Genomic DNA, 18,040 nt, shown 5'->3' on the forward strand with positions numbered 1-18,040 from the left:
ATTTAGGTCAAGCCCTCGACTTATTAGTATTAGTCAGCTGAACATGTTACCATGCTTACACCTCTAACCTATCAACCTGGTGGTCTTCCAGGAGTCTTACTAACATCGCACTTACGTGCGAGTTATGGGAAATCTCATCTCAGGGTGGGCTTCACGCTTAGATGCTTTCAGCGTTTATCCCTTCCAAACATAGCTACCCAGCGATGCCACTGGCGTGACAACTGGTGCACCAGAGGTTTGTCCATCCCGGTCCTCTCGTACTAAGGACAGCTCCCTTCAAATTTCCTACGCCCGCGACGGATAGGGACCGAACTGTCTCACGACGTTCTGAACCCAGCTCGCGTGCCGCTTTAATGGGCGAACAGCCCAACCCTTGGGACCTACTTCAGCCCCAGGATGCGACGAGCCGACATCGAGGTGCCAAACCTCCCCGTCGATGTGGACTCTTGGGGGAGATCAGCCTGTTATCCCCGAGGTAGCTTTTATCCGTTGAGCGATGGCCCTCCCACGAGGTACCACCGGATCACTAAGCCCGACTTTCGTCCCTGCTCCACTTGTAAGTGTCGCAGTCAGGCTCCCTTCTGCCTTTGCACTCTTCGCGCGATTTCCAACCGCGCTGAGGGAACCTTTGGGCGCCTCCGTTACTTTTTTGGAGGCGACCGCCCCAGTCAAACTGCCCACCTAACAATGTCCTGTGACCAGATTCATGGCCTCCAGTTAGAACCTCAGTACTGTCAGGGTGGTATCCCAAGGATGACTCCACACAGGCTGACGCCCATGTTTCTCAGTCTCCCACCTATCCTGTACAGACAATACCGAAATTCAATGCTAAGCTACAGTAAAGCTCTACGGGGTCTTTCCGTCCAATCGCGGGTAGCAAGCATCTTCACTTGCACTACAATTTCGCCGGATGTGTTGTTGAGACAGTGCCCAAATCATTACGCCATTCGTGCGGGTCGGAACTTACCCGACAAGGAATTTCGCTACCTTAGGACCGTTATAGTTACGGCCGCCGTTTACTGGGGCTTAAGTTCATACCTTCGCTTGCGCTAAGTAATCCCCTTAACCTTCCAGCACCGGGCAGGCGTCAGCCCCTATACATCAGCTTTCGCTTTAGCAGAGACCTGTGTTTTTGCTAAACAGTTGCTTGGGCCTATTCTCTGCGACCTACTTACGTAGGCACCCCTTCTCCCGAAGTTACGGGGTCAATTTGCCGAGTTCCTTAACAACAATTCTTCCGATGGTCTTAGGATTCTCTCCTCACCTACCTGTGTCGGTTTGCGGTACGGGCACCAATATCCTCGATAGAGACTTTTCTTGGCAGCGTGGAATCAGATACTTCAGGAATAAATTCCCTTCCCCATCACATCTCAGCGTTAAGAGCAAACGGATTTGCCTGCTTGCTCCGCCTAAATGCTTAGACACACATCCAATAGTGTGCACATCTTATCCTCCTGCGTCATCCCATTTCTAATAACGTCCATTGGTGGTATCGGAATATCAACCGATTGTCCATCACCTACGCCTTTCGGCCTCGGCTTAGGTCCCGACTAACCCTGAGAGGACGAGCCTTCCTCAGGAAACCTTAGGTTTTCGACCGTTAAGATTCTCACTTAACTCTCGCTACTCATGCCAACATTCTCACTTCTGTACCGTCCACCACTCCTTACGGTATGACTTCAGCCAGTACAGAAAGCTCCTCTACCGCGTACACAATTGTGTACACCCATAGCTTCGGTGGTAAGTTTTAGCCCCGGACATCTTCGGCGCAGGATCTCTTGACTAGTGAGCTATTACGCACTCTTTAAATGAGTGGCTGCTTCTGAGCCAACATCCTAGTTGTCTTAGAAATCCCACATCCTTTTCCACTTAACTTACACTTTGGGACCTTAGCTGATGGTCTGGGCTGTTTCCCTTTTGACTACGGATCTTATCATTCGCAGTCTGACTGCCGAAATAAAAGTATATGGCATTCGGAGTTTGATAGGGTTCAGTAACTGTTGTCAGCCCCTAGCCCATTCAGTGCTCTACCTCCATTACTCAATTAATCGACGCTAGCCCTAAAGCTATTTCGAGGAGAACCAGCTATCTCCGAGTTCGATTGGAATTTCTCCGCTATCCACAGCTCATCCCATGGTTTTTCAACACCAACGTGGTTCGGACCTCCACGGAATTTTACTTCCGCTTCATCCTGGCCATGGATAGGTCACCCGGTTTCGGGTCTACGACATGCAACTTCGTGAACTTGCGTTCACAACGCCCTATTCAGACTTGGTTTCCCTTCGGCTCCGTACCTTAAGTACTTAACCTTGCTACATATCGTAACTCGTTGGCTCGTTCTACAAAAAGCACGCCGTCACACATATAAAGTGCTTCGACCGGTTGTAGGCACACGGTTTCAGGTTCTATTTCACTCCCCTTCCGGGGTTCTTTTCACCTTTCCCTCACGGTACTTCTTCACTATCGGTCACTAGGTAGTATTTAGCCTTGGGAGGTGGTCCTCCCAGCTTCCCACAAGGTTTCACGTGTCTCGTGGTACTCTGGATTAGATCTGACTGTTTTTCCTTTTCATTTACAGGCCTATTACCTTCTGCGGAGCAGCTTTCCAGCTATCTTCAATTAAGGAATTGCAGTATTTATGATCTATCCTCAACCCCCAGATCAAAGACCTGGGTTTGGGCTCTTTCCCTTTCGCTCGCCGCTACTTAGGAAATCGATGTTTCTTTCTCTTCCTCCGGGTACTTAGATGTTTCAGTTCCCCGGGTCTACCTCTGCATACCTATTTATTCAGTATGCAGTACATAGTTGTTACTATGTGGGTTCCCCCATTCGGAAATCTTTGGATCACAGGCTATTTGCGCCTACCCAAAGCTTATCGCAGCTTAACGCGTCCTTCTTCGGCTCCTAGTGCCAAGGCATTCGCCATGCGCCCTTTGTAGCTTGACCTTGATTCTGTCTATTTACATAGACGGTTATATTAATTTTGCGAAATTGTATTAAATTAATTTATAAACTACTTGCGTAGTTTTAATTTTTTTAAAACAACTTTTTTCACTGTGCAATTTTCAAAGAACATTTTAAGAAAAACTATTCATTATCTAACTCCTAAGAGTTAGATAAAATTAGTCTCTCAAAATTAAACAGAGAACTAGGTACGATTAATTACAATAGATATTGTGCATCGACCGAAGTCAATACATCTACTCCCTAGAAAGGAGGTGATCCAGCCGCAGGTTCTCCTACGGCTACCTTGTTACGACTTCACCCCAATCATCAATCCCACCTTCGGCCGCTGGCTCCATAAACACCTAAGTGTTAGGTTACCTCACGGACTTCGGGTGTTACCAACTCTCATGGTGTGACGGGCGGTGTGTACAAGGCCCGGGAACGTATTCACCGCGACATGCTGATTCGCGATTACTAGCAACTCCGGCTTCATGTAGGCGAGTTGCAGCCTACAATCCGAACTGGGATGAGTTTTTGAGTTTGGCTCCACCTTGCGGTCTTGCATCTCTTTGTACTCACCATTGTAGCACGTGTGTAGCCCTAGACATAAGGGGCATGATGATTTGACGTCATCCCCACCTTCCTCCCGGTTAACCCGGGCAGTCTCACTAGAGTGCTCAACTTAATGGTAGCAACTAATGATAAGGGTTGCGCTCGTTGCGGGACTTAACCCAACATCTCACGACACGAGCTGACGACAACCATGCACCACCTGTCACCCTGTCCCGAAGGACTTCGCCCATCTCTGGGTTATGCAGGGGATGTCAAGTCTAGGTAAGGTTCTTCGCGTTGCTTCGAATTAAACCACATGCTCCGCTGCTTGTGCGGGCCCCCGTCAATTCCTTTGAGTTTTAATCTTGCGATCGTACTCCCCAGGCGGAATACTTAATGTGTTAACGGCGGCACCGAGGTTCGACCCCCGACACCTAGTATTCATCGTTTACGGCGTGGACTACCAGGGTATCTAATCCTGTTTGCTCCCCACGCTTTCATGCCTCAGCGTCAGTTACAGTCCAGTAAGTCGCCTTCGCCACTGGTGTTCTTCCTAATCTCTACGCATTTCACCGCTACACTAGGAATTCCACTTACCTCTCCTGCACTCTAGACACCCAGTTTCAAATGCAGCACCCAAGTTAAGCTCGGGTATTTCACATCTGACTTAAATGTCCGCCTACGCATCCTTTACGCCCAGTAAATCCGGACAACGCTTGCCACCTACGTATTACCGCGGCTGCTGGCACGTAGTTAGCCGTGGCTTCCTCCTCTGGTACCGTCATTATCGTCCCAGAAGACAGAACTTTACAACCCGAAGGCCTTCATCATTCACGCGGCGTTGCTGCGTCAGGGTTTCCCCCATTGCGCAATATTCCCCACTGCTGCCTCCCGTAGGAGTCTGGACCGTGTCTCAGTTCCAATGTGGCCGATCACCCTCTCAGGTCGGCTACGCATCGTCGCCTTGGTGAGCCGTTACCTCACCAACTAGCTAATGCGCCGCGGGTCCATCTCAAAGTGGAATTTTCCGAAGAAAAATCCTTTGATGTTTCGATCATGCGACCAAAACATATTATGCGGTATTAATCTCCCTTTCGGGAGGCTATTCCCCTCTTTGAGGCAGGTTACCCACGTGTTACTCACCCGTCCGCCGCTAATCCACCCCGAAAGGTTTCATCGCTCGACTTGCATGTGTTAGGCACGCCGCCAGCGTTCGTCCTGAGCCAGGATCAAACTCTCAATTTAAAAGTTTACACTTTTTTAGTTGAAATGATTAATCTGCGACAACTGTTAAGTTGTTACGCAAGCTCATTACATACTTTTAGTCTTACGACTAAATTTTACTTTATACTAAAGTAATTAACTGGTTTAACGAAATATTATTTCGCTATCTTTACCTATTTCTCTGTTTAATTTTCAAAGACCAATTTGCTTTGTCATCATGTGACGACTTCTACTATATTACTAGGTATTTCTTGTTTTGTCAACATTTTTTTAATTTATTTTAATTGAAAAATTTATTAAAAGTTATTAACAGTTAGCTTATCGTGCCACTCGTTTGTGATGACAAGGAGTATTCTATCACATAAATAAGAGCATAATTTCACAACATAGCTACTCTAGCTAGATTACATTCATATTTCTACATATTAGTCTAAATAATTCAATGTTTCGCATCCTGATACGCATGGCTAAATGCTAGAACTACCTCTTTATCTACCATAAAAAAACTTACGTCATTTGTAGTACTAGCTAAAAAAACCACTACTCCTATAAGTAGTGGTTACATTAAGAAATATTTTTTCTAATCTTTAAAAGACATACTCCGTACAATTCTATCAAAGCCAATAATAGTGTTTTTAAAAATGCCTTCTGCCCTATCTTTATACTCTTCCGGATTAATCATTGAAGGGCTAAAATGTGCTAATAAAAGTTCTTGTACATCTCCACTTAAAGCAAGTTCTGCCGCCTCACTAAATGTCATATGTTTGTTCCTTATGGCTTTTTCAATATCATTTTCATTACCATAAGTACCTTCACAAATGAACAAGTCACTTCCTTTAATAAAAGTGTTATTTTAGGAGTTGGTCTTGTATCTGTTATAAAACTAATCTTTATCCCTGTTCTTTCTTTTCCCATCACCATGCTTGGAAAATATGTTTTATCATGTTCATTTATAATCTCATTTTTTTGCAATCTACTCCAAAATCTCTTTGGTATTTCATTTTTAGCTGCACTTCCTACATCAAATTTTGGTTTTCTATTAAAATAGAGGCTATAACCCAAACAATTAGTTGAGTGCTCAAGTTCTAGTGTTGAAATTATTAAATCATTAAATTCTCCTACTGAAGTATTAATACATTTTAATGAAGCTTGTATTTTCACGGGTTCTTTAGGATTTTCTAAGATATTAAGTTCGTAAGGAAGATAAGGTGCTGCAACCCTTAGCCCTTTCACAATATTAGTAATACCTTTAGGCCCAATTATAGTAATGGGATCAGTTCTACCACTGTTACCAATCGTTGCAAGAATACCTGGAAGTCCTACAATGTGGTCTGCATGTCCATGAGTTATACAAATCACATCTATCGACTTAAACCCCCAGCCAAGTATTTCCATTGATACCTGGGTACCTTCTCCGCAGTCAATAAGTATTTTTCTTCCTTTATAGTTTATGAGAAGTGAAGATAAATATCTTTCGGGAATTGGCATTCCCCCTCCACATCCTAGCAGTGCTAAATCAACCAATTAAATCACCTCCTGCTGAACTGCATATTACTATATTTTTCACAAAAAATATATGTATTCCTTATAAGACTATATTCTATTACAGTCTTCTCATATTCACGAACCCTCATCCAAACTCTTTTATTCTAAACTTATTTATAGGTGCTATATTATGAAGAGATTAATAAAAAACACATCCAAGCTGTAGAATTACAAAACTACAATTGGCTGTGTTTTTGTTAGCCATTCTAATTTACCATTAAATTAGAAAAACGAGTTTTAAAACTAAACTTCTTTAACTATCTCATCGTAGCCTCTTCTATATGCTCTTGGATAAAGTGTCTTACTTTCATCTAAGTATCCAAGTGAGATTAGCATTACTACTGTCTTATTTTCATCAAGTCCAAATTCTTTTCTCACACCCTCAAAATCCATGCCACTCATTGGATGAGAATCTACTCCAAGGTTCTTAGCTGCATACATTATAGACATTGCTAGAAGTCCTGCATTACTCTCAGCGAACTTTAATTTATTTTCCTCTGATGTACCATATAAACTATGTGCAAACCCTTGTGTACCTGCTAATTTTTCTTTATCACCACCAAGTAGCTTTAACATATCCTTCCATGTAGGATTTGTTTCATCATATCCAGTTTTATTACCTACAATTATTAGGGTAACTGGGGCCTCTAATATCTTAGGCTGATTACTTGAAAGTTTATATAATTTCTCTTTAGCTTCTTTAGATTTCACTGCTATAATTTCCCAAGGTTGAAGGTTAAATGCTGATGGAGCTAATACCGCAAGGTTAATTATATCCTTTAGTATTCCCTCTTCAAGACCTTTATTTACATCAAAAAAATTGATAGCTCTTCTATTTTCAAAAACTTCTTTTAAATTCATTTAAATACACCCCTTAATTTCCTTTTTTAAGATTATTCATTACTAATAATTATTACTTAATTTATATTATTATACCGATAATTTACTGATTATGTCAAGCATATATTGAAATTATTTATATCTTTAATGATAGCACTCACAAATATTATAAGTTTATAGTAAGGGTCGTCATTCTAGCACTGTTAGCAACAGTAAATCAACTTGTATCAGAAAAGGTATAGCAAAAATTCTGCTATACCTTTTTTATGAATTCTGTATATAAACCTGTTGGTATTTCATTTTCTAATTCCATTTATAGATATTAAAAACCAGTTTATTTAATCTACTTAGGCATCTTTGACTTGTTATTTTGTTTCAGGAGCCTTAAATATATTCAACACTGAGCTAAGTGATTCACGGAGATTATCATCCCTTAGCATAGTCATAGCTGAATCAATTACTACACGGGTATCATATTGTCCCTTGTAAATAGGAGTAACCTCTTTATCTAACTTGAGAAGAGAATAAACTGCTGTTTGTGCTGATCTAACCGAGTAATCAACTGTAAAAACAACATCGTCAGGCATTTCACAGAACTGACCAATAAATGCCAAATTAGTTGATCCTTTTGGTACAACCGCAGGCCTATCTCCCATTGATCTAGGTAAAAATTGACTTGTTATAAAAGGCATTATACATGGTATACATGTAGATGTTTTAAGAATTAAAGGCATCTCTTCTTTCAAAGCAAGATGGCAACATAATTCTGTTAAAATCTCTTCACCAGTACATTCAGACATCTTTTTTTGCACATAGTTACCTTTTTTATTTGGAGACAAACAATATCCCCAACATATATTAACATTTTCAGGTTGATTATTATAATATGGTTGATGAGGTAAAACAACTGACATAAGCCAATTAGAGTCCTTGAAAGTAAATACAGAATTTTCATTAAAATTTTCCATTAATCTGAAAAATGTTGGATCTCTAAAAGTAACTGTGAATGATTCCCATAGCGATTCATCTATATGATCATCAAAAACGGATGGCTTACCAAACTCAGGTCTATTATTCGCTATATTTTCCCAAAGATTCCACGAGCCTCCTAATCTCTTAGTTTCAATCTTAGGTACAGTTGACATTGATCCAAGGCTTGATCCTGCTGTCATAGATCCAATGGTTACAAGAACATAGTCTCCGTTTTCAATCTGAATACTTTTTTGTTTTCCATTACAAGTATAATGAATACGTTCTACAGTTTTTTCATTTTCAGAAGTTTTAAAATCTAGATTAGTGACTTCACAATTCATTTCAAAGTGGACGCCTTGTTCTTTTAGCCATTTAACTATTGGCAAAACCATAGAATCATATTGATTGTACGGCGTACGACGTACACCAGATAAAGTGTTAATACGAGGCAACTCATGAATAAATCTATGAAGATATCTCTTAAATTCTACTGCACTATGCCATGGTTGAAACGCAAAAGTTGTACACCACATAAACCAAAATTTACTTTTGAAAAATGAATCTTCAAAACAATCTTTTACCCTGCTTGTTCCAAGTGATTCTTCAGATTGAGCCATAATTTTAATTAAATCCAATCTATTTTGTTGATTAAATCCAAGAGAAGATACATCAATTACTTCTTTATTTTCACCAACTAATCTAGCTTTAGCACTAGACTTAAATTTCTTATTGAATTCAACAAATTCATCATATAATGTTTTTTCTGAATCAGTTAATGACGGAATGCTTGATAAAAGATCAAAAGTGGCGGTGTAGGCTTCTTCATCGAACATTCTTCCTCCACGATAAACATACCCATCTTCAGCTGAACCCTGAGCATCTAGACTACCACCTGTTAGATTTGATTCTTCAAAAATAGATATATTTTTTCCAGAAACATGTCCATCTCTAATAAAATAAACAGCACTCGCAAGGGATGCAATTCCACCTCCAACAAGATAAGCTTTTATTTTATCATTATCACCATTAGAAAATTCATTTATATTTTTATAGTTTTGTTCCATTTTCGCCTCCTGTTTTTTGGTTTATTCACTAATACTTTATCATATTACTGTCTTAAATTACTTAACGCCTTTTATTACATTCATAGATGGACTTCCACCTTCAAACATATTTTTCACTCTCAAACCTATAAGTGGATTTAACTCTAAATGTGTCAAGATATAAAATTTTTCTTCCTCAATTGCCTTGAATATGGTTGCTCCAATTGTATCAATTGGTATGCCGCCTTTAATAACCTTATGTTTCTTTTGCTCTTCTTCTTTATACAAATCACTTTGATAATAAGGCTGACTCATGTCATTTTTATAAATATCTGGTCTGTGCCTCTCACAATTATCAAGGTCTGTTTGAATAAATCCTGGACAGAATACTGACATTTTTATTTTGTCCGTTTCGCACTGAAGATCTAAGTAGGTAGATTCAGAAAGACCAACCGCTGCAAATTTCGAAGTGTGGTAAGCTGACATTCCATTCAAATCCAAAAGTCCAGCTACAGAAGAAGTATTAACAATATGGCACTCAGTATCCTGTTTTAACATTATTGGAATGAACACTTTTTCGCCATGGATAATACCCCAGACATTAGCTTTCATAACCCATTCCCAATCATTTAAAGATAGTAACCAAGCTGGCCCTGCAACTACAACTCCTGCATTATTAAACAATAGATCTATATGTTGAAATTTTTCAAGAGCAATCTTCGCTAGCATCTCCATGTCTTCAAATTTCATGACATCCATTTCAACAGCTAATACTTCAGCTCCCTCTGCCTTAAGTTGTTCTTCTGCTCTTTTTAAGTCCCTTCCATCAATATCTGCTATTACTATTTTGATCCCTCTTCTTGCGCATTCCTTAGCTACTGCAAGGCCTATTCCATTTGCAGCCCCTGTAATAACTGCTACCTTACCTTTAAACTCTTTCATAATATAAATCCTCCTTTTTATACTGTTTTATAGAGTATCTTCCCACCAATCCCATTTTGAATTAGAATAAGGTAAATACGCAATTGGATCTACTTCTGCCAAAACCTTACCCCTTAAAAGTACTGAAGTTCCTACAGTGTAAGTGCAACCTAGCATCTTTACAACTTCTAATTCTGCCCAAGGGTCATGTGGTGAGTCTTTCAGATTCATCTCAAATTCTCCAGTTTTAAACACTTTATTATCCATAGTTGCACCTTGCTCTATAAGTAGTGGGCTTAAGTCGAATCCACTGCCATCTGGTGACTTAGAATATTTGAAATTAAATATAGGTAACCCCTTTCCATAATTATCAGCAATTATTTTCTGTCCATCTTTAGCATTACATTTTCCATTAAGATTTGCTTTTACACTAAAAAAGTTTATTCCATTTCGAGATACACTTCCGTAAACAGAGTCTCCATCTTTCTTAAGTTCAATTTCTGCCATCTTCTTTGGAAAACCATAAATTTCTCTGCCAAGCCCCATGGCCATGCCATCACTTATAGGCATTGAAAGACAATACATTCCAATTTGACCATTAAAATCTGCTGGTATAAATAAAGCTGCTTCCTTGTATGGGGGGCAAAAATTTGTTCTAGGATAATTAGCTACAAAAGCATGTACCAACGGTATTTTGAGAGGCTTTAGAGGCAATGGAAGTATACGTGCAATAATCTCGGGCTTTGTTTCCCAATAAGCTGTAAGCATCTGCGCATCGTAAAAAGTTGTAGGTTTACTAGCATATTTTTTAATATCACTTGGATTTTTTATAAAACTATTCATTAATGATACCTCCCTATATTTTATATTTCAGAGTTGTTTTACTAATATCTACATCATCGACATCCTTTCTTTAAATTTATATTTTTATACAAGAATTCTATGTTTATAATATAACTCTAATGCAGAAGGGGTTAAATAATCAGTTTCCATAATTTGTCTAAAAAACATACACTCTACTCAAAGTGTATGTTTTTTAGCAAAAATAAATGCTGCAGAACAGCTTTCATTAAAAAAGGTATAGCAAAATGAGAGAAACTTTACTTTTCCACTATGTTCTCAATTTCTATCTGCCAATTCTAGATTTCAAAGCCATCTATTAATTCAATAGTCACACCATTTGGATCTTTTATAAATAACATTTAATTCCTGCAGGAGTTTCAATTAATTCTCCAAGAAACTCAACAGCATTTTCCTTAAGATAACTGACAAGACCATTTAAGTTTCCAATCTCTATCCCAACTGCCTTCAGCACATGAGTTCCCGTCATAGCTTCTTTTACATCATTAGTATCTTCAGCAAGCTGAATAATTCCACCACTTTCCCCTTGAACAAATACAAATATCAATGCTGGATGTGGGCTAAATCTCTTAGACTGTTACACTCACCCCTTTTATGTATAGGCACATTTATATATAGCACTCAGATAGTTTGTCAACAGTATTTTTTGGCTTTAGTAGAAACTAAAAATTCATTTTTTCTTGCTTTATTAAAAAAAATAGCTATAATAGAACTAATTTAATTTTTAAACTACATATATTAATTAATCTGGAGGTATGCATAAATGAAAGATTCAACAAAACATTCCGTTATTATAGGTTTTGCACTATTTGCAATGTTTTTCGGTGCAGGGAACCTAATTTTTCCACCATTCTTAGGAAAAACTGCAGGAAGCGCATTTTTTGCATCCATACTAGGCTTTCTCATTACCGGCGTTGGTCTTCCACTAACTGGAGTAATTGCCTGTGCCAAAATTAATGGTACTTACGACAAAATGGCCAATAGAGTAGGTTCAAAATTTGCTATAATAACCGGTGTAGCTTTAATTCTTGTTATAGGACCGTTATTTGCGATTCCAAGAACCGCTGCAACAACTTTCGAGCTTGGAATACATCCTATATTTCCATCTGTGTCACAAAACATAGTCGTTATATTGTATTTCGCAATAGCACTTGCGTTTGTGCTTAAACCTTCTTCAATAATTGATAATATAGGTAAAATACTTACACCCGCACTTTTATTAATGCTCGCTATAATTATATTTAAGGGAATAATAGATCCTATTGGACCAATTGTAGCTACATCTTACAAAGGTGGATTCTCAAAAGCTTTAATAGAAGGTTATCAAACAATGGATGCTATGGCTTCTGTTATATTTGCAGGAATAATTATTTCATCTGTTAGAGCAAAAGGTTATAAAAATACAAATGATATAATGAAGATGACTATAAAATCAGCACTAGTTGCTGTAGCAGGTTTAACCTTTGTATATGCAGGCCTTATGTATCTTGGAACTCAAACAAGTACTTTGTTCCCCGCAGATATATCTAGAACTAATCTGGTTACCGAGCTTGTTAAGTTAGATCTAGGCAGCGTTGGTGCAGTTGTTCTTAGTTTATGTGTTGCTCTTGCATGCTTAACAACTGCTATAGGATTACTCGCAAGTGGAGCATCATTCTTTGCTAATCTTTCAAATAATAAAGTGTCTTACAAAACTGCTGCTGTTATTATGGCTGTAGTAAGTGGATTAATAGCTACGAAAAACGTTGATAGTATAATTACATTGGCAGGCCCTGTTTTACAAATTTTATATCCAATTGTAATTATCCTAATAGTTATTACATTACTTGGAGATATTGTGAAGAGTAATACGGTTGTTGCCATAACTACATACACAGCGCTAATTATAAGTATTTTAGATACTATAAATGGTATCTATGCAAATAGCATTGGATTTATTAAATTTATTCCTCTAGCAAGTGCAGGATTCTCATGGCTTATACCTGCTTTACTAGCTTTTATAATTTCTAACATTTTAATAAAACCAAAAGAAGTTATAAATGAAGATGAAGCTACTTCAATTTTTGAAGGGTAAGATAATGTAACACTGTTGATTAAGAATTAATATGGTAACATAGAGAAAATTCATTTTCTCTAAAGTAGGTTCCAGCAGATATACAAGCCTTAGGACAGCTTCTATCAGAAAAGGTATAGCAAAATTAAATCTTGCTATACCTTTATTCATTTTATATTACCGTTACTCCACTTTTAATTACAACGGCGCTCTAAATCCCCAATTAAGGATTTGTATGCTTCCTTGCCTTCATTAGGAAGAGCGAATAGTTAATTTTATTACCTTCTATAATTTTTTCTCCATAAAAAAAGGAATTCGATTCTATGTCGTTAAACCCAGCACTAATTAATATGCTTTTTAAGTTTTCTTGATTAAACCCATTATGACCATCAAAATCTGGATGTTCTTTATGAAAACTGCCGTCTTCTTCATCCAAATCTACAATACATAAATAACCATTTTCATTAAGTAATTCGTAAAAGCTCTTTATTATTGATGCAGTATTATGAATATGATGCAATACCATAGAATTATAAATAACATCAAAATTCATATCTAATGAATTCTTATCAGATATATCTAAATAATTAGTAAACATATTATTTACTTTGTATTTACTAATTTTAAAGTTGAGTATATCTATCATTCCTTTTGATGAATCAACAAGATTAATTCTTTTAAATTTATCATAAAGATTAAAACTTACAAGACCAGTCCCACATCCAAACTCCATAGCAGAATAATTCTTATCAATGTCAATTGATTTACTTATTTCATCTGCTACTATTTTTGCTCTATTAATTCTTTCATCGGTATCCCAATTTTTAGCATAGTCATCAAAACTCATTTTTAAATTGCCTCCCTAAATTTAGTTTCTCTTACGATAGTGCATCAATCATATATCTAAGTCTGAGTCCAATTCTAAATGGCGAAAATCTTCTGTTTGTTGCCGATGAAACCGTACTTTTGATACTCTTCTAACTCTTCCTTTGGGTAGGCTACAGTCCAATGGTAGAGCTGTATATCGTCTTCCTAATGTAAATCCAGAAAACTTCTGATTATTGATTTACCATAAAGTTTAAAATATGCTCTTCTAATGTTCTTAAATCAGTTTTATCACCATTCACCTTTATCATAATTCCATCTACTATTTCTATAGTCACATTCCCTATAGTATACTCTTTCACTTTATCTTTCTTATTAGTTTTAGTATCCTTGTCTTTATCTATTTTCTTAATTTTAACACCCTTCTCTTTTGCTACTTTCTTTAGTATTTTATACACCTCAAGTTCTAAGCTACTTCCTACTTTTAGCTCATGGGTGTTTTCTGCATTTTTCAGAAGATATAAAGTTGTATAAGTTACAAGTCTAGTTCCTGTTTGAATTGGTACTATACTATCTACTTCTTCTATAGATTCTAAGTTAATTCTTATGTAAATATCATTCTCAGTACCAGCTCTTGCTTTAAGTTCAGTACATTCTCTTCTCTTATATTCTTTGCACTCTTTTATCCTGCCAAAATATCTTATTCCACCACCATCTTTAAAACTTTCTTTTGATTGATAGAATGCTAAATACTCAACCGAATCTCTAACCTCTTTTAATTTCGCTATTGGAATATGATAAAAGAGATTTTCTTTATACTCTTTTAAATGCTCTTTATTCTTCACATTAACAAGCATTACGTTCAGATGTTTAAACTTCCCATAGTCATCATATTCATCTATAACTACCCTGTCATTTCTTGCATCCAGTGGGGATTGTTCTATTATTTTCTTTAACTGCTTGGTTATTAGCTTCGTACTTCCCGGTAGCATAGGAAAAGCTCCTATATTTACTTCTTCTATACTCTTATAAAAGTTATGTTCTTTAAACTTCTCCTCATCTCCATACGGAAACATAACATAGGCCCCAAAGGTATCATATTTAAATTGAACCTTGTTATTAAGTTTTGATACTATTGCATCCCTATATCTATGCATTACATTTATATCATCCTCAACTGGACCTATACTCCCTTTATCATCTACATTTATTCTATACTTAGCATCGAATATGTAAATTCTATTGTCATCTTTATTATTTAAATTTCTAATATTAAGTACAGTATCTGGTCTTTGATTAGTTGTTTGAGACGAATATGACTTGTTATACCATAACTCTAACCTATTCTTCTTGTTAGAATAAATCATCTTAGCTTCCGAGTCCTGTGATAGTGTTAAATAGAACCCATTGTCCTTATACTTTAATATTCCATATTCCTCTACTACATAACCTAAATCACTGAGAATATGATGTATTTTCATATAACACCACATCTCGTATAATAAATATAACTTTTTAGGAGTCATTTGATAAATGCCATCTCCTAAAGCTAGCCCCTTACTTAGCATAATATATTTTTTGTAAACTTCTCTATAGCCAGGAGCTATTTGAAAAACTAAACTCATAGTCTTTTTGCCTGTAAGATTACTAACATTACTAAATCCATTTTTTAGATGTTTTTCTAATATAGATATCTTATCCTTTAAAAACTTATGTAGTTTCACTTTATCATCAGGATTATTACCATTATTGTTGGCTTTATTGCAAAGCATATTTATATCTATATTTTTCACAATAACATTTAATCTTTTTATAATACTGGTTATCATGTACTTAACAAATCTATTTTCATATATATCTATAGTTGTGATTTTCCTTTTATCTACAACCCTAGTTGCAACGTAGTTTTTACCTTTCCCTTTAATAAATCCGTTTTGATGCTCTACAAGCACGCTCGAATGCTTCCTAAGATAAGAAATTGTATTACGGGAAGGTACTCTTGATTTTTCTACCCTTCTTATAGATTCAATAGTTTCTACGTTATGCTTAGGGTTTGCTATAATTCTTTTTATAGCTTTTTCTAGATCATCAAATATACATCTCAAAATACTAATAAATTCTGCATTAGTTTGATGATTAGTATCCACCAGCCTGGTTTCTAAATAAGTTTTACCCATAAGGGCAAATGCTAAAGAATATATCTCGTCATTTACTTCATTCATTATGTCTTTGTAATCTTTTTGATAATCGATTTTAGACGGAAAGACTTCTATATCTATAGATAATATATCCTTTCCATCCTTAGTAATTATAAAATTAGACAATCCAATATCTGACGAAAAATCAATCATTCCAATATAACAATTACTTATTTTCTGAAACCCATTATTTAAATTACTGCCCATATGAATTACTTCATAACTGCCCTTATCTTTAACTTCTAAGATGAGCTGATATTTCCCATTTTCATAAAAACATGGTTTAACATTAGGCCCACTAACTTCTGCTAACTCACCATTATCAGAAACGACTTTCACTGTAACTTTATTCTTATCTTTATATTCCAGTGCTACAGCAAGTGTTGCGGTTGTATTTATGTTAATACTTAAATCTCTTGCCTTCTTATTTATACTTTCACCACTAAATGTTAATGAGAATTCGCCACTACAATCTATTTCTAAAAGCTTATCATTACGCCCAGAAAGAAGTAAATCCATCATCATAACCTCTTAACATCATAAGTATTTTTTTAGCACTCTTCTTATACTTAATATTACCTGATTTAAGCTCTGTTTCACAATCTTCAATATAGTCCAATGAAGCGGTGACTTCTTTACCACTCGTATTACAGTAATTAAATAATTTAATTAGAATATCTTTAATTACAAGCTCACTCCCAGTTATAATTGGTAATATCTTTTGCATTATTTGAAAGTCAAAAGCTTCATCTTCACTTAATAAATCATTGATCTTGTTTTCTAACATATAAAATACAATCTCATCTCTAACTCTATATCCGAAATTCTTATTACCTTGCTCTAATATCTCATTTATATCTTTAACCTTACTATTAGTTTGCCTAACAAATGCATCATCACTATTTAAAGCATCCTTAATAGTTAAGAAGCTTGTCTTAAAGAAATCGTTATCTACATTAATGCTTTCACATTCTTCATTGCTAAAATCCAAAGCATCTAAATCTACATCTGAAAACTCAATAGTATTCGCTCTATCCAATACCTTTCTGCTAAAAGCAAAAGTTGTATCATCCATATTAACAGTACCTACGATATAAATATTTTCAGGTATTCTTAAATTTGCATACTCATTTCCTTCAGCTAAATACCCCTTAGAAAATAATCTATCTGTTTTAATATTATTATTCTCATCCAGTTCCCTAGACTCTATAATGCTTAAATATTCACTTAAGTAATACTCCACCCTAGCTAAGTTCATTTCATCTAAACATATAAAGTAAGGCTTATTAATATTCTCTTCTTTTGAAGCTCTAAAAATAATTTCAGTTAACTTACCAGGAACAAATTCATCATTTATATTCTTATAACCAAATAATTCAGTACTATCATTCCAATCAGGTTTAACACTAATAATATTATATTGACCATTTTCGGAGGTAGCACCGATAGCACTGGCAAATAATTTAACTAACTTAGATTTACCCGTTCCACTTATTCCTGCAAGGATGACGAATGGTTTCGTTTTAAGGGAGAGATAGAAGTTACAAATGGCTGCATTAGAGTAAATGAATGATTTCTTTTTAACGTATTCTTCAATGTTCTTTATTTTATTTTTGATAGTTTCTACATCTTCAAGTTTATCTGCATTTTTAATTGTTGTATTTTTGTTGCTTCTTAATAAGTTTAATAAGAATTCCCCCGTTTCTCTGTTAAATTGTATTGATTGACTTACTTTTTCTTGTATTTTTCTGTCTGGAGAACCATATGTGTCTATTTGCAAAAACTGTTTACCGTCTTTATTAATAAAAACTGAATATGAGCCATTAACTTCACTATGGATTTTATTTGTTTTTCTATCAATTCTTTTTATATTGTTTTTATTTATTAATGCCATAATACACCATCCTTAGATATGAATATATATATTATAAATGTAATTCTAGTGACTTCTCCGCAACAACTTATTTATTAATTTAATTTTTAAATAGAAATTTTAAAATCATCAACTATACCCCTATTAAAGTTTAATAATCTTTCATAAAAGTTCTGCTGATTAAATT

The 18,040-nt window shown here is 36.0% G+C and carries 9 protein-coding genes, 2 rRNA genes and 1 pseudogene; 1 reads left to right on the forward strand and 11 read right to left on the reverse strand.

All coding sequences use genetic code 11. The annotated features are described in order from the left end of the window. Positions 1-3: 3 nt before the first annotated feature. From ACWJKP_RS13295 to ACWJKP_RS13330, 8 genes and pseudogenes are all read right to left on the reverse strand, one after another. Positions 4-2,946: ribosomal RNA gene (locus tag ACWJKP_RS13295) — 23S ribosomal RNA — on the reverse strand. Between the two features lie 265 nt (positions 2,947-3,211). Continuing rightward, positions 3,212-4,743 (reverse strand): 16S ribosomal RNA (locus ACWJKP_RS13300). Together the 16S and 23S rRNA genes form the textbook arrangement of a ribosomal RNA operon. Positions 4,744-5,302: 559 nt before the next feature. Next, positions 5,303-6,246: pseudogene (locus ACWJKP_RS13305) on the reverse strand (ribonuclease Z). A gap of 264 nt (positions 6,247-6,510) precedes the next feature. Next, on the reverse strand, positions 6,511-7,128 hold the full coding sequence (locus tag ACWJKP_RS13310) for a nitroreductase family protein (protein WP_165412305.1): 618 nt from the start codon (positions 7,126-7,128) through the stop codon (positions 6,511-6,513). A gap of 344 nt (positions 7,129-7,472) precedes the next feature. Next, entirely contained in the window at positions 7,473-9,143 is a 1,671-nt protein-coding gene (locus ACWJKP_RS13315) for an oleate hydratase (protein WP_165412304.1), read from the reverse strand. Between the two features lie 57 nt (positions 9,144-9,200). After that, positions 9,201-10,064 (reverse strand): SDR family NAD(P)-dependent oxidoreductase, encoded by an 864-nt coding sequence (locus ACWJKP_RS13320; protein ID WP_165412303.1) that lies wholly within the window; start codon positions 10,062-10,064, stop codon positions 9,201-9,203. 27 nt (positions 10,065-10,091) lie between these two features. Beyond that, the gene (locus ACWJKP_RS13325) at positions 10,092-10,886 is read right to left on the reverse strand and encodes an acetoacetate decarboxylase family protein (RefSeq protein ID WP_165412302.1); all 795 of its coding nucleotides are present in this window, start codon (positions 10,884-10,886) and stop codon (positions 10,092-10,094) included. Between the two features lie 346 nt (positions 10,887-11,232). After that, positions 11,233-11,451 carry a hypothetical protein gene (locus ACWJKP_RS13330; protein ID WP_165412301.1) on the reverse strand — a complete coding sequence of 73 codons (219 nt, stop codon included), beginning with the start codon at positions 11,449-11,451 and terminating at the stop codon, positions 11,233-11,235. Positions 11,452-11,667: 216 nt separating this feature from the next. On the opposite strand from ACWJKP_RS13330, the gene brnQ reads away from it, so the two are divergent. Continuing rightward, positions 11,668-12,978: a branched-chain amino acid transport system II carrier protein gene (gene brnQ, locus ACWJKP_RS13335; RefSeq protein WP_165412300.1), complete on the forward strand. Its 1,311-nt coding sequence runs from the start codon at positions 11,668-11,670 to the stop codon at positions 12,976-12,978. Positions 12,979-13,180: 202 nt separating this feature from the next. Here the strand turns inward: brnQ and ACWJKP_RS13340 are convergent, their stop codons facing one another. From ACWJKP_RS13340 to ACWJKP_RS13350, 3 genes are all read right to left on the reverse strand, one after another. Beyond that, a complete protein-coding gene (locus tag ACWJKP_RS13340; RefSeq protein WP_165412299.1) occupies positions 13,181-13,804 on the reverse strand; it encodes a class I SAM-dependent DNA methyltransferase in 624 nt (207 codons plus the stop codon). A 211-nt stretch (positions 13,805-14,015) separates the two neighbouring features. After that, entirely contained in the window at positions 14,016-16,502 is a 2,487-nt protein-coding gene (locus tag ACWJKP_RS13345) for a restriction endonuclease-like protein (protein ID WP_165412298.1), read from the reverse strand. After that, entirely contained in the window at positions 16,474-17,874 is a 1,401-nt protein-coding gene (locus tag ACWJKP_RS13350; protein WP_165412297.1) for an McrB family protein, read from the reverse strand. The genes ACWJKP_RS13345 and ACWJKP_RS13350 overlap by 29 nt, the downstream gene beginning before the upstream one ends. Between the last annotated feature and the right edge of the window lie 166 nt (positions 17,875-18,040).

Source organism: Clostridium sp. CM037, assembly GCF_055081095.1.